Origin of the sequence: Microbacterium sufflavum (genome assembly GCF_023101165.1) — a bacterium.
GTDB lineage: Bacteria > Actinomycetota > Actinomycetes > Actinomycetales > Microbacteriaceae > Microbacterium > Microbacterium sufflavum.
In genome coordinates this window covers 2,294,885-2,316,925 of sequence record NZ_CP078076.1, presented here as the reverse complement: position 1 = coordinate 2,316,925, position 22,041 = coordinate 2,294,885, and the positions used below count along the sequence as shown (strand labels likewise).

19 protein-coding genes are annotated in these 22,041 nt (G+C 72.8%); 12 read left to right on the top strand and 7 right to left on the bottom strand.

What is annotated here, in order from left to right; translation table 11 throughout:
• Positions 1 to 22: 22 nt before the first annotated feature.
• Positions 23 to 1,369, top strand: coding sequence for a protein kinase family protein (locus KV394_RS11260; RefSeq protein WP_247981474.1), 1,347 nt, complete (start codon positions 23 to 25; stop codon positions 1,367 to 1,369).
• Here the strand turns inward: KV394_RS11260 and KV394_RS11255 are convergent.
• Positions 1,315 to 4,839 carry an ATP-dependent DNA helicase gene (locus tag KV394_RS11255; RefSeq protein ID WP_247981473.1) on the bottom strand — a complete coding sequence of 1,175 codons (3,525 nt, stop codon included), beginning with the start codon at positions 4,837 to 4,839 and terminating at the stop codon, positions 1,315 to 1,317. The two genes, KV394_RS11260 and KV394_RS11255, sit on opposite strands and share 55 nt — an antisense overlap.
• Positions 4,803 to 8,015 carry an ATP-dependent helicase gene (locus tag KV394_RS11250; protein WP_247981472.1) on the bottom strand — a complete coding sequence of 1,071 codons (3,213 nt, stop codon included), beginning with the start codon at positions 8,013 to 8,015 and terminating at the stop codon, positions 4,803 to 4,805. Before KV394_RS11250 ends, KV394_RS11255 begins: the two co-directional genes overlap by 37 nt.
• A gap of 151 nt (positions 8,016 to 8,166) precedes the next feature.
• On the opposite strand from KV394_RS11250, the gene KV394_RS11245 reads away from it, so the two are divergent.
• Positions 8,167 to 8,391 (top strand): DUF3107 domain-containing protein, encoded by a 225-nt coding sequence (locus tag KV394_RS11245; RefSeq protein ID WP_136029971.1) that lies wholly within the window; start codon positions 8,167 to 8,169, stop codon positions 8,389 to 8,391.
• A 6-nt stretch (positions 8,392 to 8,397) separates the two neighbouring features.
• Positions 8,398 to 8,685: a hypothetical protein gene (locus tag KV394_RS11240; RefSeq protein WP_136029973.1), complete on the top strand. Its 288-nt coding sequence runs from the start codon at positions 8,398 to 8,400 to the stop codon at positions 8,683 to 8,685.
• A gap of 18 nt (positions 8,686 to 8,703) precedes the next feature.
• On the opposite strand, the gene KV394_RS11235 is transcribed toward KV394_RS11240, so the two are convergent.
• Entirely contained in the window at positions 8,704 to 9,417 is a 714-nt protein-coding gene (locus KV394_RS11235) for a ferritin-like fold-containing protein (protein ID WP_247981471.1), read from the bottom strand.
• 195 nt (positions 9,418 to 9,612) lie between these two features.
• Between KV394_RS11235 and KV394_RS11230 the strand changes: the two genes are divergently transcribed.
• Positions 9,613 to 11,136, top strand: coding sequence for a DEAD/DEAH box helicase (locus KV394_RS11230; protein WP_247981470.1), 1,524 nt, complete (start codon positions 9,613 to 9,615; stop codon positions 11,134 to 11,136).
• Between the two features lie 105 nt (positions 11,137 to 11,241).
• On the opposite strand, the gene KV394_RS11225 is transcribed toward KV394_RS11230, so the two are convergent.
• A complete protein-coding gene (locus KV394_RS11225; RefSeq protein ID WP_247981469.1) occupies positions 11,242 to 12,114 on the bottom strand; it encodes a PHP domain-containing protein in 873 nt (290 codons plus the stop codon).
• Positions 12,115 to 12,212: 98 nt separating this feature from the next.
• Here KV394_RS11225 and KV394_RS11220 point away from each other — a divergent pair, with 98 nt between their 5' ends.
• Genes KV394_RS11220 through KV394_RS11210 form a run of 3 tightly spaced genes read left to right on the top strand, consistent with a single transcriptional unit; the run spans position 12,213 to position 15,603 of the window.
• The gene (locus tag KV394_RS11220; RefSeq protein WP_136029982.1) at positions 12,213 to 13,235 is read left to right on the top strand and encodes an endonuclease/exonuclease/phosphatase family protein; all 1,023 of its coding nucleotides are present in this window, start codon (positions 12,213 to 12,215) and stop codon (positions 13,233 to 13,235) included.
• Between the two features lie 36 nt (positions 13,236 to 13,271).
• Positions 13,272 to 14,693, top strand: a complete 1,422-nt coding sequence (locus KV394_RS11215; RefSeq protein ID WP_247981468.1) for an aminopeptidase P family protein — start codon at positions 13,272 to 13,274, stop codon at positions 14,691 to 14,693.
• A 7-nt stretch (positions 14,694 to 14,700) separates the two neighbouring features.
• Positions 14,701 to 15,603, top strand: a complete 903-nt coding sequence (locus tag KV394_RS11210) for a phosphotransferase (protein WP_247981467.1) — start codon at positions 14,701 to 14,703, stop codon at positions 15,601 to 15,603.
• Between the two features lie 260 nt (positions 15,604 to 15,863).
• Here KV394_RS11210 and KV394_RS11205 read toward each other — a convergent pair whose 3' ends face one another.
• Together KV394_RS11205 and KV394_RS11200 are read right to left on the bottom strand one after the other, a co-directional pair.
• Positions 15,864 to 16,523, bottom strand: a complete 660-nt coding sequence (locus KV394_RS11205) for an alpha/beta hydrolase family protein (RefSeq protein ID WP_247981466.1) — start codon at positions 16,521 to 16,523, stop codon at positions 15,864 to 15,866.
• Positions 16,524 to 16,539: 16 nt separating this feature from the next.
• Positions 16,540 to 17,346, bottom strand: a complete 807-nt coding sequence (locus tag KV394_RS11200; RefSeq protein ID WP_407665442.1) for a general stress protein — start codon at positions 17,344 to 17,346, stop codon at positions 16,540 to 16,542.
• A gap of 91 nt (positions 17,347 to 17,437) precedes the next feature.
• On the opposite strand from KV394_RS11200, the gene KV394_RS11195 reads away from it, so the two are divergent.
• The 4 genes from KV394_RS11195 to KV394_RS11180 are packed head-to-tail and all read left to right on the top strand — an operon-like array spanning position 17,438 to position 20,858.
• On the top strand, positions 17,438 to 18,703 hold the full coding sequence (locus KV394_RS11195) for a magnesium transporter MgtE N-terminal domain-containing protein (protein ID WP_247981464.1): 1,266 nt from the start codon (positions 17,438 to 17,440) through the stop codon (positions 18,701 to 18,703).
• On the top strand, positions 18,703 to 19,227 hold the full coding sequence (locus KV394_RS11190; RefSeq protein ID WP_136033189.1) for a DUF1003 domain-containing protein: 525 nt from the start codon (positions 18,703 to 18,705) through the stop codon (positions 19,225 to 19,227). Before KV394_RS11195 ends, KV394_RS11190 begins: the two co-directional genes overlap by 1 nt.
• Positions 19,224 to 20,345, top strand: a complete 1,122-nt coding sequence (locus KV394_RS11185; RefSeq protein ID WP_247981463.1) for an Mrp/NBP35 family ATP-binding protein — start codon at positions 19,224 to 19,226, stop codon at positions 20,343 to 20,345. The genes KV394_RS11190 and KV394_RS11185 overlap by 4 nt, the downstream gene beginning before the upstream one ends.
• A gap of 18 nt (positions 20,346 to 20,363) precedes the next feature.
• The gene (locus KV394_RS11180) at positions 20,364 to 20,858 is read left to right on the top strand and encodes a YcxB family protein (protein WP_247981462.1); all 495 of its coding nucleotides are present in this window, start codon (positions 20,364 to 20,366) and stop codon (positions 20,856 to 20,858) included.
• A gap of 9 nt (positions 20,859 to 20,867) precedes the next feature.
• Here the strand turns inward: KV394_RS11180 and KV394_RS11175 are convergent, their stop codons facing one another.
• Complete coding sequence (locus KV394_RS11175; protein WP_247981461.1) at positions 20,868 to 21,242, bottom strand: Sec-independent protein translocase family protein; 375 nt, start codon at positions 21,240 to 21,242, stop codon at positions 20,868 to 20,870.
• A gap of 90 nt (positions 21,243 to 21,332) precedes the next feature.
• Here KV394_RS11175 and KV394_RS11170 point away from each other — a divergent pair, with 90 nt between their 5' ends.
• Positions 21,333 to 21,971, top strand: a complete 639-nt coding sequence (locus KV394_RS11170; protein WP_136033197.1) for an O-methyltransferase — start codon at positions 21,333 to 21,335, stop codon at positions 21,969 to 21,971.
• The last annotated feature ends 70 nt before the right edge of the window (positions 21,972 to 22,041 follow it).

Below are 22,041 nucleotides of genomic sequence, written 5' to 3'. Positions count from 1 at the left end.
TCCATTCACTCTAGCCGCGGCGGTGACGGCCGCACTTCCCGGCGCTGAGGTCACGGGCACCCGAGCGCTCACCGCCGACGGCGACGGCCGCTTCGACTCCGCCGTCGCCTCTCTCGCCGACGGCAGGGAACTGGCGATCCGCGTGGCCGACGACGACGATGCGGCGCGCGAGCTCGCGGCCGAGGCCATCGCGTTGCGCGCGCTCACCGACGGCGCCCGCGCCATGCTGCCCTTCCGCGCCCCGGCATACGTGGGCGAGACGCGCCTGGGCGACGGACGCGCACTGGTGACCGAGCTGCTGCCCGGCTTCCAGATCGAGGCGCCGATGGTGCCCGCCGGCCGCGGTGCCGCCGAGTCGATGGGCGCCGCGATCGCCGCCGTGCACGGCATGCCCACCTCCGTCGTCCGCGGCGCGGGGCTCCCCACGCGCAGCGCCGACGAGAGCCGCGCCGAGCTCGAACGACTCGTCGACACCGCCGCCGCCACCGGCCGCGTCCCCGCGCGGCTCACCGTGCGCTGGCGCGACGCGATCGCGGACGACGAGCTGTGGCGCTTCGAGTCCACCGTCGTCCTCGGCGGGGTGCAGGCGACCTCCTTCCTGTTCGACGACGACCCGCACGAGGGCCCCCGGGTCACCGGGCTGGTGGGCTGGCACGGGCTCGCGGTGGGCGACCCCGCGGTCGACCTCTCCTGGCTGTCGGCCGCGCCGGATGCCGCCACCGATGTGCAGGCCGCCTATGCCCGCACCGTCGACCGTGGCCCCGACGCCGGGCTCGACGCCCGTGCCCGGCTGCTCGCCGAGCTCGAGTTCGCGCGCTGGCTGGTTCACGGCGACGCGCTGCACCGCCCCGACATCGTCGACGACGCCGCCGCACTGCTCACCGCTCTCGCGGAGGGCCTGAACGACCGCGGGATCGCGACCGCCGAGCGCCGCAGCGGCGTGGACTCCGCGATGGAGGCACTCGACCGGGTCCCGGTCGCCCGCGCGCCCGAGGTCGACACGTCCATGCAGACCGACGCCTACAACCCCGACGACCTGTGGGTCGCGGACGCCGAGGCGCGGGACGACGCGGAGCCCGGCTCCACTCCGGTAGAAGCGGACGCGCCCAGGCCGTGGAGTCGTGCGACGCGGAGCGACGCCGAGGCTCCGGCGGGCGACGCCCCGCGCTTCAGCGCGGTCGAGCTCGACACCGAGGACCTCTCCGGCGTGCGCTCCGGGTTCGCGGGGACGCACGGCTCGCGTGACGCCGACGCGGCGCCCACCCCGGGCGGCCACGACGGAGGCGCGGACGACGGGGACGACTCCGAAGAGGCTCAGCGGGCGGCGCGCGCGGCACTCCAGCGCTGGAAGAGCTCCTCCTCCGAATAGACCCGGTCCCCGCGGATGACGAGGTCGTCTGCGACGTAGTACAGCGCCACGTCGATCTCGTCGAGCGGCACCCCGAAGCGCCGGTGGTACGCGAGGCGGTACAGCGCGAGCTGCAGCATCCGCTCCTCCCGCTCCTCGGCCGTCCGGGGCGCGCGGCCGGTCTTCCAGTCGACGATCTCGATGCGGCCGCCACGGTCCGCGCGGCGGTACACGGCATCGAGTTTGCAGATCACGATGTGTCCGCGCTCGTCCTCGTACCCTTCCCCGCCCGCACCAAGCGCGAAGTCGATCTCGATCTCGACCGCCAGGGGCTGCAACGACCCCCACTCGCTCTGCTCGAACGTGCGCTGCAGCACCGCGAGGTCGGCGGCGTCGGCCACCGCGCCGGGGCCGGCGCCGTCGAACACGGCCTCGGCGAACGGCTCGTCCTCGTCCTGCTCCCACAGCGCCTCATCGACGCGGGAGCCGACCCCCACCAGTTCGGAGCGCTGCTCGACCCAGGCGTGGAACAGCGTGCCCAGGCGCGTCTGCCGATAGGGACGCTCCGGCATGGGGCGCACGATCGACGCGAGCGTTCCCGCGTAGTCGGTGACGTAGTCCTTGAAGCGCGACGCAGGGACACGGGTCGGAGCGTCCGCCGCAGTGCCCCGCTGGCGGGCCTCGCGCTCCGCCAGCATTCGCTGCAGCTCGGGCGTGGGGGTCGCGGTGCCCGATCGCAGCTCCTCCTCGACCGCCGCCGCGGCAGGCATCACCACGGGTCGCCGTGCGCCGAGCGGGTCGAGCGGCCAGTGCAAGGTCGCACCCGGACCGTCGTACGGGTTCTCGTCGGGGTCCACGCCATCGATCGGCGCGAGGCCCCGCACCTCGATCGCCTCCAGCAGATACGGGCTCGGAGTGCGCGGCGCCTTCTGCCCCGCCCAGTGCGCCCCGGTCAGCAGCAGGTCGCTCCGGGCGCGGGTGATCGCGACATACGCCAGGCGCCGCTCCTCCTGGCGCTGGTACTCGCGGTAGGCGTCCTTGAAGCGCTTGAGTGCGCCGCCCTGAGGGTTCGCCTGGGTGGCGCCGCCCGACAGCGACGCCTGCGCGAGCTTCTGCCGCTTGACCGGATCGGTCTCGGCACCCACCGCATCCTCCGGGTCCCACGTGAACCTCGGCAGCGCGTCACGATCGCCGCGCAGCTCGAACGGCACCACGCCGAACCCGAACCAGCCCGACGTGTCGGCGATGCGACCGGGCAGTTCGTCCACCACGAGTCGCACCACCGCCACCGCATCCCATTCGAGCCCCTTGGAGCCGTGGATCGTGAGCAGCTGCACCACGCCCGGCTCCGGCGGCTCGGGACGCGGCATCAGTTCGTCCGTGCTCTCCGCCTTGTCGAGCCACGCGAGGAGGCTGCCGATCGTGCCGCGGTCGTCGGCGGCGAGGAACGCACGGACCTCGTCGGCGAAGGCTCGCAACTGCGTCGCCGCGATCCGCGCCGGTCCGCGGGTCTCGTTCGCGGCGAGCTCGATGTCGAGGCGGAGCTCCAGCTCGATCAGACGGATCAGCTCGGGGATCGGTTGCGACGACGCGCGGCGCAACCGCTCCAGCATCTCCCCCGCGGCGCGGATCCGCGCCCTGCCCTCCGGGGTGATGGCCTCGAGCAGGCGGTAGTCGTCTCGCACCGCGCGCACCACGTCGACCGCGTCCACGATCGACACGGCCTCGTCCGCTCCGCGCGACGAACGCAGCCGCACCCGTACCTCGTCCGGGAGCGGGAGCATCGTCGTGTCGCGCTCGGCCAGCGTGCGGCCGAGGTCGTACAGCGCCGCCATGTCGGCGACTCCCACCCCGAAACGCGGTCCGGTCAGCAGCCGGATGAGGGCCGAACCGGCGGTGGGATCGTGCACGACCCGCAGTGTGGACACCACGTCGACCACCTCCGGCGTGGCGAGCAGGCCGCCCAGCCCGAGAATGCGGTGCGGCACCCCTCGGGCCGCCAGCGCCGCCGCGAACGTCTGCATGTGACGCTTCGAGCGGAACAGGATCGCGCCCGTGTGCGGGGATCCGGCCCGCGCCCCCTCCCCCGCGTCGTGTACGGCGCGGCGCTGCACGAACCAGTCCGCCACCGCCGCCGCCTCCTCATCGACCGTGAGCGGGAAGCGCACCTCCACGCCGCCGTCGCCCGCCCCGGGACGCGCCTCCAGCGGCGGCACGTCCAGTCCGGGGCGCTGCAGCGGCTCCAGCACCCGGTTCGCGATGTCGAGGATGCCCCGGTCGTTGCGCCAGCTCGTCATCAGGCTGTACGTGCGCACCGCCCCCGCGCTCGCGAACGACCGGGAGAACGCGTAGAGGTTGTCGGCGCTGGCTCCGCGCCAGCCGTAGATCGACTGATGCGGGTCGCCCACCGCCATGACGGCCGTATCGCGGAACAGCTCGGCGAGGAAGCGGGTCTGGATGACCGAGGTGTCCTGGTACTCGTCGAGGAGCACGACGCGGTGCTGCTCGCGCAGTTCGGCCCGCACATCAGGGGCCGACTCCACGATGTCGTAGGCGCCGCCGACCTGATCCGCGAAGTCCAGCACCCCCCGGCGCTGCTTCTCCGCGATGTACTCGCGCACCAGGGCGGTGAGCGTGGGCAGGCTCAGCAGGTTGATCGCCGCCTTCTCGACGTCGGCGTTGCTCCGGTACGGCTCGAACGCGCGCGCCTGCTCCACCGCGATGCGCTCGGCCAGCGCGAGGTCGACCCGATGGTCCAGCGCGTCACCGGCCAGGCGCTGCACCGCGTCGATGACCGTGCCGAGCGCGTAGTCGATCTCCTCCAGCTGCGGAAGGTCGCTGCGGAGCACCACCTCCCGCGCCAGCATCCAGGACGCCGCCTGGCTGAGCATGGCGACATCGGGATCACGGCCGATCCGGGCCGCATGCTCGCGCACGATCCCGTCCGCGAACGCGTTGTACGTCGACACGCGCGGTCGGATCATCAGGTCTTCCGCCGTCCGCGGCGCTGCCGGGTCCCAACCCGTGTCGAACCGACGGGCGAGGTCGTCGAGGACCGTGGCGCGCACCAGGTCGCGCTGCCGTCCCGACGCCGCCTCCGCCACCCGGTCGAGGGCGTCGCTGCGGACGATCGCGGGCAGGTGCGGCAGCAGTCCCCGTCGGCCGTACTCGTCGACGACCGCGAGACGCGCACCGATCCGCTCCGCCAGCTCGCCGGCGGCCTTGCGGGTGAAGGTCAGCCCGAGGATCTCGTCGCGCCGCACGCGACCCGTCGCCACGAGCCACACCACGCGCGCCGACATCGTCTCGGTCTTGCCGCTGCCCGCCCCGGCCACCACGAGTGCCGGCTCGAGCGGGGCCTCGATCACCTCCTGCTGGGCGGGAGTCGGCGTGGGCAGGCCGAGCGCCGCGGCGATGTCGGTCGCCGAGAGCACCACCTCGGGCGCCGCCACGGTCACGAGCTCACCGCCGGGACCGTGTGGATGCGGCACGGGTGCACGCGGCGCTGCGTGTCGGCGCAGTGCGACTCGACCTGGGCCGTGAACCCCGCGGCCGACATGCCCCGCGCCACCTCCGCCACGCGCTGCAGGAACTGCCGCCGCGCGTCGCCGTCGAGCGCGTGCTGATGGGCGATGCGGTAGTCGCTCTTCGCCAGGGTCTTGGAGACGATCACGAGTCGCGCGCCGCCGAGCGACCTCGGGGTCGCACCCGGCACCAGCCCCTGTTGCACGGCGATCTGGTACGCCGCGAGCTGCGCATGCTCCCGCACCGCACCGTCGGTCTCCGGGTCGGTCTTGCCCGTCTTGAGGTCGACGACCACGGTCGTGCCCTCGGCGTCGCCGGTCATGCGCTCCCATCCCCGTCCTCGCGCGTGCGGGTGGTCACCCGCACCGGTGGGATACGACTCCACCCGATCGATGTACCCGTGCACGATCGCCCGGTGTGCCCGCTCCTCGTCGACCGGATGCACGGTCGGCTCTTCCGCGCCCTCCCGGGCATCGACCGCGAACCGGAACTCGACCTCGCTGCCGAGAACCCGGCCTCCGTCGCGCGCGACATCGCCGAGATACGTGTGCAGCCGGTCGACGAAGAGGTCGGCACGACGACGCTCCTTGCGTCCGATCCACTCGGTCTCGAAGTCGAGTTCCGGCCAGTGCTCGGCGACGATCGCCCGCATGCGCTCGAGGTCGCCATCGGGCACGCGCTCCATGGCCTCGTGCACGATCGTGCCGATTCCCGCCGTCGGGGGCATGACGGTGTCGCCGCCGAGGGCCGAGACCACCCAGTTCAGGCCGCACTCCTCGAACGACTCGACCGCCGACGGCGACACGCGGGCACCCGAGGTCGCGAGGTCGCGCAGCGGAGCCCGCGTGGATGCCGGCCGCACGCCGTACCACTCGGCCGGGTCGGCTCCCGGCACGCCCTCCCGCGCCAGCACCGCCAATTGCGCTGCGGCTTCGCGCCGCAGCGGCTCGGCCGTCACCGTGGTGAGCGTGCGCCGGTGGCGCGCGACCAGGCCCCGCAGGGTGAGCGGGTGCTCCGCGGACGCATGCCTTTCCGGGGGCTCCGGGGGCGGAAGGAAGCCGAAGAACGGGCTGGGGGTGAGGTCATCGTCGTCGACCGCCGTGATCAGCAGTCGGCCGCGGGCGCGCGAGATCGCCCGCACGAACAGACGGAGCTCGTCGTGCAGGGCCGCCCGTCGGCGGTCGAGCACACCGGGCGGCTCGTCGGGCACACCGGTGCGGGCGGCGGCGAGCGCCCCGGGCAGCCGCCACGTCTGCAGGAGCCCGCCGCGCAGCCGTACGTTGGGCCAGACGCCGTCCTGCACCCCGGCGACGACGACCGCGTCGAACTCCGTGCCCAATGCGGTCGCGGGGGTGAGCAGGGTGACCGTTCCGGGACGCTCCGGCGTCGACAGCGTGTCCTCCGGGACCTCGCTGTCGAGGATGTCGCGCACGAACACTTCGGGCTTCTCGTTCGGCGTGCGCTCCACGAACCGCTTGGCCGCGTCGAACAGGGCCACCAGCGCGTCGAGCGAGCGCGCGGTCTCCGCCCCGGTCGGCAGCAGCGAGATCTCCCGCCACGCCACCGACAGCCGGCGACCGTCCACCGCCCTGGCCTGCTCCCACACGCGCCACAGCAGATCGTGGATGGTCTCGCCCTCCGCGGCGGCCCTGGCGACCGCCTCGACCGTCTCCGCGAAGCGCTCCGCCGTGCGCGACTCGGGGGCGTCGATGAGGGTGAGGGTCGCGGGCTGCGACAGAGCCTGACGCAGCAGTTCGCGCGCGGGCGTCGATCCCCCGTCGGCGAGTTCGAGATGCCGCAGCCGCGCCCTGAGTCGGCGGAGGGCGATCGCATCCATGCCCCCGAACGGCGTCCGCAGTGCGTCCTCCCACGCCTGTACCGTCCGCTCCTCGTCGGGGGTCAGCGCGAGACGGACGATCCCGACGATGTCGCGCACGATCCCCTCGCTGCCGAGCGGTCGCTGCACCCCGGCGGCTCGCGTGGGGATCTCCCGCGCCGCCAGCTCGGTCTCCAGGGCGGTGACCTGACGGGTGTCGTGGGCGATCACCGCCATCCGATCCCACGGCACTCCGTCGCTCAGATGCCAGTCGCGCATCACCCCCGCGATGCGGTCGAACTCCTCGTAGGGCGACGGCGCGAGGAAGGTGGACACGACGGCGGCCTCGTCCTCCCCCGCGAGCGGCGCGGGCGCCCGCCGATGCTCCACGCGCCCCGACACCCCGATCGCCTGCGTCACGGTGCGGGTGAGCGCGGTGAGCGCGGCGTGCTGTCGGTGCGCCCCGTCGAGCACGTGCACGTCGCCGAGCGCCCCCGCCAGCTGCGAGAAGAGCTCGGGGCTCGCGCCACGGAACGCCCCGGACGAGATGTCGGGGTCGCCGAAGGCCAGCACCGCGACCCCGCGGTCGAGCAGGGCGCGGACGACCGCGATGCCCCCGCGCGTGAGCTCCTGCGCATCGTCGATCAGCACCGCGCGCACGGGCGCGAGCGGGCCGAGGGTGGCGGCATCGGCCGTGCGCAGGATCGCGCTCGCCTCGCTGAGCAGGTCGGCCGCGTCGCGGTGGGCCGACCGCAGGGCGTCGAGCACCGTGCGGTACTCCACCAGGAACTCCGCAGCGGCCGCCCACACCTCGTTGCCCGACGACCGCAGCTCCTCGGGGTGCACGCCCAGCTCGGTACACTCGGCCAGGAACGCGCGCAGCTCCGACCGGAATCCTCTCGACGCCCGCACGGAGGCACTGAGCGACTCGGGCCAGGCGATGCGGCCGTCCTCCGTGTCTCCCGCGACCAGCTCCGCGATGATGCGATCCTGGTCGGCGCCCGTCAGCAGCGCGGGCGGCTCGGCGCCCTCGCGCACCATCGCCCCGCGGACGAGCTGGAAGGCGAACGAACCGAGCGAGCGGGCGAGCGGGCCGGGGGTCGCCTGTCCCACGCGCACGCCGATGCGATCGCGCAGCGCCGTCGCGGCCTGTCGACTCGGGGTGAGCGCGAGCACCTCTTCCGGCCGCAGCCCCTCCTCGTCGATGAGCCGCACGATGCGGTCGACCAGCACCGTCGTCTTGCCGGTGCCCGGGGCACCGATGATGACGCCGGACGCGGTCGGCGGCGCCGTGATCACGGCACGTTGAGCGGCATCCGAAGTCATGTCCTCCACGCTAACGGGAGCGGCCGACATGGGCGTCGCCCGCCCCGCGCGGGCGCGCTGTGCGCTGCTGGCGAAACCGGCGGCGACAGCCGATCCGGCCCCGCTGCCGCGCGATAGAGTTGGCGAGTCCGACGAACTTCAAGGAGCACGCGTGGAAATCCGCATCGGCATCATCAACACCGGCCGCGAGCTGAGCTTCGACACCGCCGCCTCGGCGGACGAGGTCCGCACCCAGGTCTCCGCGGCGCTGGAGCAGAGCGCGAGCCACCTGAGCTTCGCCGATGTGAAGGGCAACTCCTACATCGTGCCGACCGCGAACCTCGCCTTCATCGAGCTGGGCACCGAGGAGTCGCGCCGCGTCGGTTTCGTCGCCTGACCGCCGATGTACATCCTCCTCGCCCTGATCGCGGCGTGCGCGCTCGGCATCGCCGTGCACTACGTCGTCGGCGGCCGTGAGCTCCGGGGCGTGGCCCTGGCTCCGGCCGTCGCCACCGCCACCGCGGCGCTCCTCTACACCGTGCTCCAGTGGGCGGGCGTCGGCGAGGACAGCCCGTGGCTCTGGCTCGCGAGCATCCTCGGCTCCGTGGTGGTCTCGGCCGCGGTCGCGGTCGGGGTCACCGCCCTGCGCCGGCGCTCGGACGCCGAGACGAAGGCCGCGCTCGGGATCTGACCCGGCGGGCCCGCCCGCTCAGGAGGCGAGGCCCATCGCGTCCATGCGTCGAGCATGCGCGCCCATGAGCTCGGTGTAGACCGGCTCGATGCGCTCCTCCTCGACGGCGAGCAGTTCCGGTCGCAGCGCGGCACGGCACACGAGGATCGTGTCGCCCACGAGGCGCCGCGCCCACATCGACAGCAGCGACCGCCACTCCTCGTCGCTCTCGATCGTCTCCTGGATGATCGCGACGATCTCGTGCCTGGCGTCGTCCTCGCTCAGGATCTCGGCGACGCGCCGCCCCGGCTCTCCGTAGCTGGACGCGAGGGCGAGATAGAAGTCGTCGAGCATACCCGCGGTGATGTACACGGCGAGGAGCGTCTCCCGGGGGCGCGCGCCGATGGTCTTGCGGCGGAACGCGTCGAGGTGCTCGCGGAAGGGGAGCATCAGCTGCGTGGGGTCGTCTCCGCGCTCGGCGATCAGGTCGACGATGCCGCGGTGCTTGGTGAGGGCGGCACCCGCCGCGCGCGACAGGGCCTCCTTCTCGGACAGCTCGGGTGTCGCGCGGATGAGTCGCGTCAGCGTCTCGAAGTAGCCGAGCTGCAGGTAGGCGGCCTGACCGAGGAAGCGCGGAAGCTCGGGCGCCAGCTCGGCGAAATCGACCCGGGTCGCATCGCCCTGCTCGCCGCGACTGCGCAGTGCGAGGGCGCGCCGCGGCGCACGGTCGCGCTGCCAGAACCACTTAACCACGAGGCCGTCCTCCCGAGTCCACCACGTCGTTCACAATACTCGGGCCCGCGCTTCTTCCTGGCGGAGAGAGGGGCTCCGGTAGGCTGTCCCTGTCCCCGCCGTCGGAGCGGGGCCCCGCGCCTGTGGCACAAGAGACGGCGTGGCTCCGTTTACGTGGCGATCCCCGCGGGTCGCCGGACAGGCAATCTGAAAACAGTGACAACTTTCGCCGATCTCGGCATCGATCAGGACATCGTCGACGCACTGGCCGCGAAGGGCATCGTGGATGCCTTCCCGATCCAGGAGCAGACCATCCCCCTCGGCCTGCCTGGCCAGGACATCATCGGCCAGGCCAAGACCGGTACCGGGAAGACCTTCGGCTTCGGCATCCCCGTCGTGCAGCGGCTCGGGAAGGACCCGGAGCACGGCGTCAAGGCGCTGATCGTCGTCCCCACCCGCGAGCTCGCGGTGCAGGTGTACGAAGACATCGACCTGCTCACCAGCAACCGCTCGACCAGCGTCGTCGCCATCTACGGCGGCAAGGCCTACGAGGGTCAGATCGACCAGCTCAAGGCGGGCGCGCAGATCGTCGTCGGCACCCCCGGCCGTCTGATCGACCTGGCCGGTCAGCGCCTGCTCGACCTGTCGAACGCGACCGAGGTCGTGCTCGACGAGGCCGACAAGATGCTCGACCTGGGCTTCCTCGCCGACATCGAGAAGATCTTCCAGAAGGTCCCGGCCGTGCGCCACACCCAGCTGTTCTCGGCGACCATGCCCGGACCGATCGTGGCACTGGCCCGCCGGTTCATGACCAACCCGATCCACATCCGCGCGAACGACCCCGACGAGGGTCTCACGCAGGCCAACATCAAGCACCTCGTCTACCGCGCGCACTCGCTCGACAAGGACGAGGTCATCGCCCGCATCCTGCAGGCCGAGGGCCGCGGCAAGACCGTCATCTTCACCCGCACCAAGCGGGCCGCTCAGCGTCTCGTCGACGAGCTGGGCGACCGCGGGTTCAACGTGGGCGGCGTGCACGGCGACATGGGTCAGGACCAGCGCGAGCGGTCGATGGCGGCGTTCAAGGCGGGCAAGAAGGACGTGCTGGTCGCGACCGACGTCGCCGCCCGCGGCATCGACGTGGACGACGTCACGCACGTGATCAACCACACGATCCCCGATGAGGAGAAGACGTACCTCCACCGCGCGGGTCGCACGGGCCGGGCGGGCAAGACGGGTATCGCGGTCACGTTCGTCGACTGGGAGGACCTGCACAAGTGGGCCCTCATCAACCGAGCGCTGGAGTTCGGCCAGCCGGAGCCGATCGAGACGTACTCGTCGAGCCCGCACCTGTACACCGACCTCGACATCCCCGAGGGCACCAAGGGCCGTCTGGTCTCCGCGCCGAAGAAGGAGCCGGTCAAGACCGAGCGCACCCGTCGTCCGGAGCGCGCCGCCGATGCCGCGGCCGAGGGCACGGGCGAGGCGGGCACGCGTCGTCGTCGCCGCCGCCGCACGGGCTCGAGCCAGGTCGGTTCGACGTTCGCCGAGGGTGCCGCCGACGGCACCGCGTCCGAAGGCTCCTCCGCTGCGTCCGCTGACCGCGGCGCCGAGGGCGCCGGCACGCACGACGGTGCGGGCAAGGAGCACCACGACGGCAAGTCGGCTCCCGCCCGCCGCCGCCGTCGTCGTCGCGGGGGCTCCGGTGCCGCCGGCGCCGCGCCCGTCGCCGGCGCCTGAGCCGGCCGCATCATCGTCCGAGGGGCGCCGCATGGTCATCCGTGCGGCGCCCCTCGTCGTTCCTCACGGGTCCCGCCGCCACCGCCACTCGACGGCAGCGCGACGTCAGGGGTAGCGCGGTGTGGAGCCCGACGCCCGCTCGATGAGGCGCTGCACCATGTCCTCGGCCGTCGTGTTCTCCCCCGGGCGGTTCGGCTTGCCGCTGCCGTGGTAGTCGCTCGACCCCGTGACGATGAGGTCGTGCCGTGCCGCGAGCTCGCGCAGCATCCTCTTGCCCTGCGCGGTGTTCTCGCGGTGGTCCACCTCGAAGCCGCCGAGCCCCGCGTCGATCAGCCGTTCGATGTACGCCACGGGCATCATGCGATCGCGGCCGGTCGTGACGGGATGGGCGATGACGGCCACCCCGCCCGCGGCGGTGATGAGCCGCACGGCGGTGAGCGGATCGGGGGCGTAGTGGGGTTCGTAGTAGCCCTCGCGCGGGTGCAGGATGCCGTCGAACGCTTCGGTGCGATCCCGCACGATGCCGCGCGCGACGAGGGCGTCGGCGATATGCGGTCGGCCGACCGTGGCGTCGAGAGTGGTCTGGGCGACGACGTCGTCCCACTGCAGGTCGTAGTCGCGACCGATGTTGCGCACGATGCGCTCGGCCCGTCCGATCCGGTCGTCGCGGATGCGGTTCGTCTCGGCGCGCAGCGCGGCGTCGTCCGGGTCGAAGAGGTAGCCCAGCACGTGCACGCTGCGCCACTCGTGCTTGGCGGAGAGCTCCATTCCGGGCAGGAACGTCATGCCGAGGGCGACCGCCGCGTCGCCCGCCTCGGTCCAGCCGGTGGTGCGGTCGTGATCGGTCAGTGCGGCCGTGCGGACACCGTGCGCGTACACCTGCCGCATCACCTCGGCGGGCGACTCCGTGCCGTCGGAGTGGTTGGAGTGCAGGTGCAGGTCGGCGGGACCGGCGAACCTGTGTGACGCGGCGGGCATCCTCCGAGCGTAGCGAGCGCCGGGACCCGCGGATCCGCAGCCGCGCTGATCGGCGTCGCGGCAGGGCTTTCACAGGCGTCGCTTCTAGGCTGGAGGGGATGTTTCGTCTCCTGGGGATCCTGTTCACCGTGCTGTTCGCGATCGCGACGGCCATCGTGGTGTGGCCGCAGTTCTTCCGCCTCGAGCAGACCTACCCGTTCGCGCAGCTGGTCGCCGCCCGCGGCCTGGTGCTCGGCGCGCTCCTCGTCGTCGCGGTGCTGGCGCTCCTGCTGCTGCTGGCCCGGCCACTCCGAGGGTTCGCGGCGTCGATCCTGATCGTGGCGCTGCTGGGTGCCGGGGCCACCGGGGTGATCGGCGCGACGCGCGGCTTCACCGGCGCCACCCTCCCCGCCGCGACCGACAGCAGCCTGCGGGTGCTGACCTGGAACACGGCGGGCGAGGCCGTTCCCGCGGAGGAGATCGCACGACGGATCCTGGAGCAGGGTGCCGACGTCGTCGCTCTGCCGGAGACCACCGAGGCGGTCGGCGAGCGCATCGCGTTGATGCTGCGGGAGCAGGGGCACCCGATGTGGGTGCACCACGTGCAGTTCCGGCCCGACGTGCCGAACGGCCCGCAGTCGTGGCAGACGACCGTGCTGGTCGCTCCCGAGCTGGGCGAGTACTCCGTGATCGAGTCCGCCAGGGACGGCAGCAGCAACACCGGGTCCGTGCCGAGCGTCGTGCTGATGCCGGTGGACGGCGACGGGCCGACGATCGTGGCCGTGCATGCGGTCGCTCCGCGCATGGAGGAGATGCAGCAGTGGCAGAGCGACCTGCAGTGGATCGCCGACCAGTGCCCGGCGGGCGACTTCATCCTCGCGGGTGACTTCAACGCCACGGTCGACCACATGGCGTCGCTCGGCGTGGAGGGGGGCGACATGGGCTATTGCCGCGACGTCGCCTCTCGCACGGGCAACGGTCTGTCCGGCACGTGGCCCAGCTCCCTGCCCGCGCTGGCCGGGGCCCCCATCGACCACGTGATGGCCTCTCCGAACTGGCGCCCGACGGGGTCCGTCGTCCTGGACGACGCCGGTGGCAGCGATCACCGCGCGCTCGTGGTGCAACTGGAACCGGCCGGCTGATCCTGCGCGTGCGCCCCGGGGTGAGAGACTGGAGCGATGAGCACCGGAGAACGCGACACGATCGCTGACGAGACCGTCGAAGCCCCCGTCGAGAACAGCTCGACCAATCGCAAGCAGCCTTTCCCGCAGGGCTTCCTCGACACCATCTCGACCGGATGGGCCGAGCGTCCGGAGACGGTTCCGGCTCCGCGCGCGCAGGCACCGTTCGCGGCGAAGCGCCGCGCCGCCGTGTCGGCCGCCTTCCCCGGGCAGCGCCTCGTGATCCCGGCGGGCTCTCTCAAGCAGCGCAGCAACGACACCGACTACGTGTTCCGCGCCCACTCGGCGTTCGCGCACCTCACGGGGTGGGCGTCGGACGCCGAACCCGACTCCGTCCTGGTGTTCGAGCCGACCGACGGCGGCCACGACGTCACCCTCTACTTCCGCGAGCGCGCGGACCGCACCACCACCGAGTTCTACGCCGACGCGACGATCGGCGAGTTCTGGATCGGCCCGCGCCCCTCGCTGGCCGGCGTCGCCGCCGACCTGCAGATCGCCACGGCACACCTGCACGAGTTCCGCCCGAGCGAGGGCGAGCTCGTCCTCGACGAGGACGAGACCCTCACCCGCGTCGTCTCCGAGCTGCGCCTCATCAAGGACGAGTTCGAGATCGCCGAGATGCGGCGTGCGGTGGAGATCACCGCGAACGGCTTCGACGACATCATCCGCGAGCTTCCCGCCGCGATCGCGCACGCCCGCGGCGAACGGGTGGTCGAGGGCGTGTTCCACCGCCGCGCGCGCGAGGACGGCAACGGCGAGGGCTACGACACGATCGCCGCGTCCGGCCCGCACGCCTGCTACCTGCACTGGACGCGCAACGACGGCGTGGTCGCTCCCGGAGACCTGATCCTGGTGGATGCAGGGGTGGAGGCGGACAGCCTGTACACGGCGGACATCACGCGCACCCTGCCGGTCTCGGGCGCCTTCACCGACGTGCAGCGGCGCGTGTACGAGACGGTCAGAGAGGCCGCCGACGCCGCGTTCGCGGCAGCCCGGGTGGGCGTGCGGTTCCGCGACGTGCACGCCGCCGCGATGGCCGTGATCGCCGAGCGCACCGCCGAGTGGGGTCTGCTGCCGGTCACGGCGGAGGAGGCGCTGGACGCCGACGCCGGCGGTCAGCACCGCCGCTACATGGTGCACGGCACCTCGCACCACCTGGGTATCGACGTGCACGACTGCGCTCAGGCCCGCCGCGAGATGTACTACGACGGCATCCTCGCCCCCGGCATGGTCTTCACGATCGAGCCCGGTCTGTACTTCCAGATCGACGACCTCACGGTGCCCGCCGAGCTGCGCGGCATCGGGGTCCGGATCGAGGACGACATCCTGATGACGGAGGACGGCCCCGTGAACCTGTCGGCCGACATCCCGCGCACGGCCGACGAGGTCGAGGCGTGGATGGCCCGGCTCCGCGGCTGACCCGGCGATGCACGACGGTGAGCTGACGGTTGACGACACCCTCGCCGACCGTCTGCTCGCCCGGGATGCACCCGACCTGCACGGTCGACCGCTGCGCAGGGTCCCCGCGGCGGGCACGGTCAACACCATCGTGCGGCTCGGCGACGACCTCGTGGCGCGCTTCCCGCTGTTGCCCACCACCGAGCAGCAGCTGCGGAGGGAGGCGGCCGCCCTGCACGAGTTCGCCGAGGCCACGCCGTTCGCCACCCCGGTCCCCGTGCGCGTCGTGCCGCCGTCGACCGACTACCCGTCGGCGTGGTCGGTGCAGACGTGGGTGCCCGGACGACCGGCCGACCCGCTGGCCCACGCCGATGCCGCGGACCTCGCGCGTGACCTCGTGGCGCTGATCCGTGCGCTGCGCGCGGTCGACGTCGCAGGGCGCGGGTTCGACGGTCGGGGCCGCGGCGGAGTGCTGGCCGACCACGACGAGTGGGTCGCGGAGTGCCTCGCGCGCAGCGGGTCGCTCTTCGATGTCGCCGCGGCCACCGCCCTGTGGTCGGAGCTGCGGTCGCTGCCGTCCGCCGAGGACGTGGTCATGAGCCACCGCGACCTCACCCCGTTCAACCTGCTGATCGCCGAGGACGGCGGCACCCGCCTGGTCGGTGTGCTCGACGGGGGCGACGTCGGTCCGGCCGACCCCGCCCTCGACCTGGTGTGCGCGTGGCACCTGTTCGACGCGCCGGTGCGCGAGGTGCTGCGGGACGCGGTCGACGTGGGCACGACGACCTGGTTGCGCGGCGCGGCCTGGGCCTTCCAGCAGGCCGCGGGCCTCGGCTGGTACTACGAGCGCTCGAATCCGGCGATGAGCGCGCTCGGCCGCACCACGATGCGCCGGCTGCTCGCCGACGCGGACCTGCGCCGCCTGATCTAGCCGCTGCCTCCGGTCTGGCGGAGTGAGGGGTGGTGGGCCGCCGTTCTCCCCAGATCGGCGGCCCGTCCCCCTGCATGGAAGCGGGCCGGGCCGGGAACTCCTCCCCCGAGGCTCCCGAGCCCACCCGACCGGCGCAGAACCCCCCGCACCGGCGCCCGAACTCTGCCCCCCGGAGGAGTTCGTGTGGCGTCTCCACCTGATGAGACGGGCTCGCACGCGATTCATTACGCGAATCGGAGAAAAAGTTCTGGGGAATCTCGTCAGCGGCGTCGGGCGACGATGAAGTCGCGGATCACCGGGGCGAGCGCGGCCCCGACATCGGCCGCGGGGCGCTTGTGTCCCGCGATCTCGAAGGAGTGACCGCCGCCCTCGATCCAGTGGACCCGGGCGTCCTGGCAGGCGGCGAACGCCTCCTCGAACTGCGACAGCGGCTGGATGAACGGGTCGTTCGTCCCCTCGATGAACAGCTGCGGCACGGCGATCGCCAGAAGGTGCTCGGTGCGCGGACGGTCCGGGCGCCCCGGCGGGTGCAGGGGGTAGCCGAGGTACACGAGCCCGTCGACGGCGAGCCCCTCGGCGACCGCGAGCGACGCCATGCGCCCGCCGTACGACTTGCCCGCGGCCCAGATGCGTCGACCGGGGTGGGCGGCCCGGGTGGCCTCGACGATCGCGCGCCAGGTGGCGACGGCGTGGGCCGCCGGACCCGGCATCTTCCGCCCCTGCTCGCTGTAGGGGAAGGAGAACCGTGCCGTCGCGAGACCGAGACCGTCGAGTGCCCCGGCGAGGCCGACGAGGAACGGGTGGTCCTTGCCCGCGCCGGCGCCGTGGGCGATCAGGACGATGTCGTCACTCTCGGCGTCCGTCCGATCGATCGACACCGTGACCGTGCCGTTGGGCAGCGCGACGTCGAGGGTGCTCATCGCTCGTCGTGCCGCGTCAGCGGATCGTGCCAGCGGCGCCGGGATCGGCCGGCCGGGGCGGCACCCCGGGCTCGGGGGCGGGAGCGGGCTCCGGGGCGGGAGCGGGCTCCGGGGCGGGAGCGGGTTCGGGGGCGGGAGCGGGTTCGGGGGCGGGCTCCGGGGCGGGAGCGGGCTCGGGGGCCGGAGCGGGGGCGGGGTCGGCGCCCGGCTCAGGTTCGGGGGCCGGCGCGGCCGGCGGAGCGGGCGCGGGAGCCGGGGCAGCCGGGGGTGCGGGAGCGGGAGCGGGGGTACCGGCGCCCGGGGTGATGCGCTCCCCGTAGCGCGGCGGCTCGTCCAGGTTCACGGGCGGGCGCACCGGAGCGACCCGCGTGGCACCGAGCACCTGGCGGGCCTTGGCCAGCGACGCCGCCTGCACCGTGACCTCGTAGTGATCGGCGGCGAACTGCGTGACGCTCGCGAAGTCGCGGCGCCGGCGGACGATCGCGTACGTCACGAGGCTCAGCAGCATGCCGACCGCGACACCGATGAAGACGAATCCCACGAACAGCTGGATGGGGACCTCGGGGTTGCCGAGCACCAGGATGGCCGACAGGAAGAGCCCGATCAGCACGCCGTTGATCGCGCCCGATCGGGCAGCGGCGGCATAGCCGAGGCGCCCCGTCACCCGCTCGACCGTGCGGACGCTCTGCCCGACGATCGCGATGTCCCGCGCCGGCACCTCTCCGGCGATCAGCTTCGACACCGTCTTCTGCGCGCTCTCGTAGTCGCGCATCGAGGCGACGATCTCGCCGGTGTCCGTGCCGTTCGCTGGGCGATTAAGCATGCTCATCAAGCCATTCTTCCATGCCGTGCTCACGGCCGCCGCGGATGGCGTGCGGCCGCCGCGGGCGAGACCCCCGGGATACGCTGGACGAGTGAGCACACAACGGGTCTTCGCCGCGCGCCTCGCAGGGTGCGCCGTCTTCGATCCCGTCGGCGACCGGCTCGGCAAAGTCCGGGATGTCGTCGTCGTGTATCGAAGTACCGCGGCCCCTCGTGTGATCGGCCTCGTGGTCGAGATCCCCGGCCGCCGCCACGTGTTCCTCTCGATCGGGCGGGTCACCTCGATCCGGTCGGGGCAGGTCATCACCACGGGCCTCATCAACGTGCGCCGCTTCTCACCGCGAGCCGGTGAGGTGCGGGTGCTCGCGGAGATGCTCGGGCGCCGCGTGAGCCTCATCGACGGCAGCGGCACCGCCGTCATCGAAGACGTGGCGATCGAGCCGAACCGTCTGGGCGAATGGGCCATCAGCCAGCTCTTCCTGCGGCGACCGAAGACCGGGGCCTCCCCCTTCGCCAAGGGGCCGACGACGTTCGCCGCCTGGAACGAGGTCGCCGAGGAGCGGGCGCCGGGCGAGGCGCAGTCCGCCGAGCAGCTCGTCGCGTCGTACTCCGAACTGCACGCCGCCGACCTCGCCAACACCCTCCTCGACCTGCCGCAGCAGCGCATGATCGAGGTCGCCGAAGAGCTCTCCGACGACCGTCTCGCCGACGCCCTGGAGGAGATGCCGGAGGACGAGCAGGTGCACATCCTCGACCGGCTCGGCGACGAGCGCGCCGCGGACATCCTCGACCAGATGGAACCGGACGACGCCGCCGACCTGCTCGCGCAGCTGCCGCCCAACCGCCTGGAGCAGCTGCTCGAGCTGATGGAGCCGGAGGAGGCAGAGGACGTCCGGATGCTGCTCCGCTACGGCCCGGACACGGCGGGCGGCCTGATGACGCCGGAGCCGATCATCCTCTCCGCCGACGCGACCGTGGCCGAGGCGCTGGCGCTCATTCGCCGTCACGAGCTGCACCCCGCCCTCGCCGCCGCGGTGTTCGTCACGCTGCCCCCGTTCGAGACCCCGACCGGACGCCTGCTGGGCCTCGTGCACTTCCAGCGGATGCTGCGCTACCCGCCGCACGAGCGCCTCGGCGCCATCCTCGACGACAGCCTCGAACCCGTGCCGGTCACGGCCTCCGCGGCCGAGGTCGCCCGCATGCTCGCCAGCTACGACCTGGTGTCGCTGCCCGTGATCGACGCCGCCCACCGCCTCGTCGGCGCCATCAGCATCGACGACGTGCTGGACTACCTGCTGCCCGACGACTGGCGCACGCACGACAGCGACGACGCCTCGCCCACGACGGGGGCGCGCTGATGGCGAGGATGAGCCGCTCGACGCCGCGCCTGGACGCACCGGGGCGGGGAACCACGCGCCCCCGCACCACCTCCCGCGACCGCTTCGGACGGTTCACGGAGTGGGTCGCCCGGGCCATGGGCACGCCCGCCTTCCTCGTGATCCTCAGCCTGTTCTGCATCCTCTGGATCGGGTGGAACACGCTCATGCCGCACCACCTGCGCTTCGACGATGCGGCCCTGGGGTTCACGGCGCTCACGCTCATGCTGTCGCTGCAGGCCTCGTACGCCGCCCCGCTGATCCTGCTCGCGCAGAACCGGCAGGACGACCGCGACCGCGTGCAGATCGAGCAGGACCGCCAGCGGGCCGAGCGCAACCTCGCCGACACGGAGTACCTGGCGCGGGAGATCGTGGCGCTGCGCATGGCGCTCGAGGAGCGCAATTCGCAGGCGGTCACCCGAGACGTGCTGCGCCAGGAGCTGAAGGCGCTGCTGGCCGAGCTGAACGACGCCGAGGACGAGCCGGCGGGCGGCGCGACCCCATGACCGCGGCCGACAGCGTCCGCAGCGCCGTCTCCGCCGTCACGGACCCGGAGCTGCGACGCCCCATCGGTGAGCTCGACATGGTGCGGGACATCGAGGTCGACGGCACCGTCGCGCACGTCGGGATCGCGTTGACCATCGTCGGGTGCCCCGCCGCCGACCGCATCGAGCGGGATGTCCGCGCCGCGGCCGCCGCGGTGCCCGGCATCGAGACCGTCGAGGTGGACGTGGGGGTCATGACCCCCGCCGAGCGGAAGGCGCTGACCGAGAAGCTGCGCGCCGGTCGCCCGCCGCGCCACATGCCGTTCGGACCCGAGTCGCTCACCCGCGTGATCCTCGTGTCCAGCGGGAAGGGCGGCGTCGGCAAGTCCACCGTCACCGCGAACCTCGCGGTCGCTCTCGCCCAGCGCGGGCTCGCGGTCGGCCTCGTCGACGCCGACGTGCACGGGTTCTCGATCCCCGGTCTGCTCGGCATCCCCGCCGGCACGCAGCCCACGCGCATCGACGACCTCATGCTGCCCCCGGTCGCGCACGGCGTGAAGGCGATCTCGATCGGGATGTTCCTGCGCGACGGCGAGTCGGTCGTCGCGTGGCGCGGGCCCATGCTGCATCGGACCGTGTCGCAGTTCCTCACCGACGTCTTCTTCGGCGACCTCGACGTGCTGCTGATCGACATGCCGCCCGGCACGGGAGACATCGCGATCTCGATCGGTCAGCTGCTCCCCCACGCGGAGGTCCTCGTGGTGACGACGCCGCAGGCGGCCGCATCGGAGGTGGCGATCCGCAGCGGACTGGTGGCGCGGCAGACCGGACAGCGGGTGATCGGCGTGGTCGAGAACATGGCGGCGTACACGCTCCCGGACGGCACCGTGGTCGACCTGTTCGGCGCGGGCGGCGGGGCGGCGGTCGCCGAGGCCCTGTCGGAACCCGGCTCCCCGGTGCCGCTGTTGGCATCGATCCCGCTCAGCCCCGCGCTGCGGCGGGGCGGCGACGTCGGCGACCCCGTCGTGATCGCCGAGCCGGACGACGCGGCGGCGACCGCGATCCGCACTCTTGCCGCACAGCTCGGACGACGGGGACGCGGCCTCGCCGGTCGACCGCTGCCGATGTCGATCTCCTGACCCGTGGAGGATGCCCGGATGCCGCACCGCTCCGTGACCGTGGACGAGAGACTGCTCCGTCACATGGCGAGGGACGCCGCGATCTACACCCTCACGCGCCCGGTCGCCATCGTCATGTGGCTGGCGCTGGCCGCCGCCCTGATCATCGGCGTGCTCAACCTCACCGCGACCGCGCGCGCCGGGCAGGAGACGTCCGCCATCGTGGCCTTCACTCCGGCGGTCGCGGTCGCCCTCGGCCTCTATGCGGTGCTGCTGTCGGTGTCCAGCGCGCGCCGTGCGGTGCGGGCCGCCATGCCCGTGGAGAGCGTGGTGTGGGTGGCGCTGGAGGACGACCGGCTGCAGCTGGGCAGCGACCGGCGGCGCTCCGAGATCCCCTACTCCACGTTCCAGCACGTCCGCGTCGGACGCGACGCCGTGCTGCTCAAGGTGCGCGATGCCGCGGTCGCGACCGCGATCCCCCGCGTGCTGCTGAGCGACGACGACATCGCACGCCTGCGATCCCGCGTCTCCTGAGCCGTCGGGTCAGGTGGCCTCGGAGTCGAACGGAGGACGGTTCTGCGCGTCGAACACCGGCGGCGCGGTGCGCGGGGCCACCGGTTCCGCGATGGTGGCGGCGACCGCGGCCGGGGTCGCCGGCTGGGGCTCCTCGAACAGGGCGTCGCGGATGATGCGCCGGGGGTCGTACTGCCGCGGGTCGAGCTTGCGCCAGTCGACGTCGTCGAGCTCCGGGCCCATCTCCTCCCGCATCCGCGACTTGGTGTCGCGCAGGTACTCGCCGGCCTTGCGGACGAGTCGCGCGAAGCTCTCGGCCGCACGGGGAAGACGTTCGGGTCCGATGATCAGCACCGCGATGAGGCCGATCAGCAGCAGCTTCTCGAAGGTCAGACCGAACGTCATGTGACCAGGCTACCGCCGCGCCTGCGGAGTCTGCGCGCAGACAGCCCATACCCTGGAGGCATCACCCACGCAGGCAGGGAGAGTCAGGCCATGAGCGAGCACGACGCCAACGCGCGCTTCCTTCGAGAATCCATCGTCGAACCGGATTCCCTCGCGAGGGCGCGCGCGCACGCGGTCGAGCTCGGTGCCGCCCCGGTGAGCGCCGCGGTCGGTTCGCAGATCGCCGTGCTCGCCGCCGCTGCGGGGGCGCGGTCGATCGTCGAGATCGGCACCGGTGCCGGCGTGTCCGGCCTCTGGCTGCTGCGCGGCGCCCCGCAGGCCGTTCTGACCACGATCGACAACGAGCCGGAGCATCTCGCCGCGGCACGCCAGGCGTTCGCCGACGCCCGCGTCCCGTCCACCCGAGCCCGCCTCATCACGGGTCGCGCGAGCGACGTGCTGCCGCGCATGAACGAGTCCTCGTACGACATCGTGCTGGTCGACGCCGACCCGGAGAACGTGATCGAGTACGTCGAGCACGGTTTGCGGCTCGCACGGGTCGGCGGGCTCGTGCTCGTGCCGCGCATCCTCGCCGGCGGTCGCGTGGCCGACCCCGTGCAGCGCGACGACGTGACCTCCGCCTACCGCTCGCTGGTGCAGGCGACCCAGGAGTCCTCCGCGGTGCTGGCCACGGTGTCGCCGGCCGGTGAGGGACTGCTGCAGCTGGTGCGCCTCGACGACCAGGACTGACCGCGGGCACGGGGCCGGAACAGCGAAAGAGGGCGATGGATCCGCGGATCCATCGCCCTCCTGGTTCCGC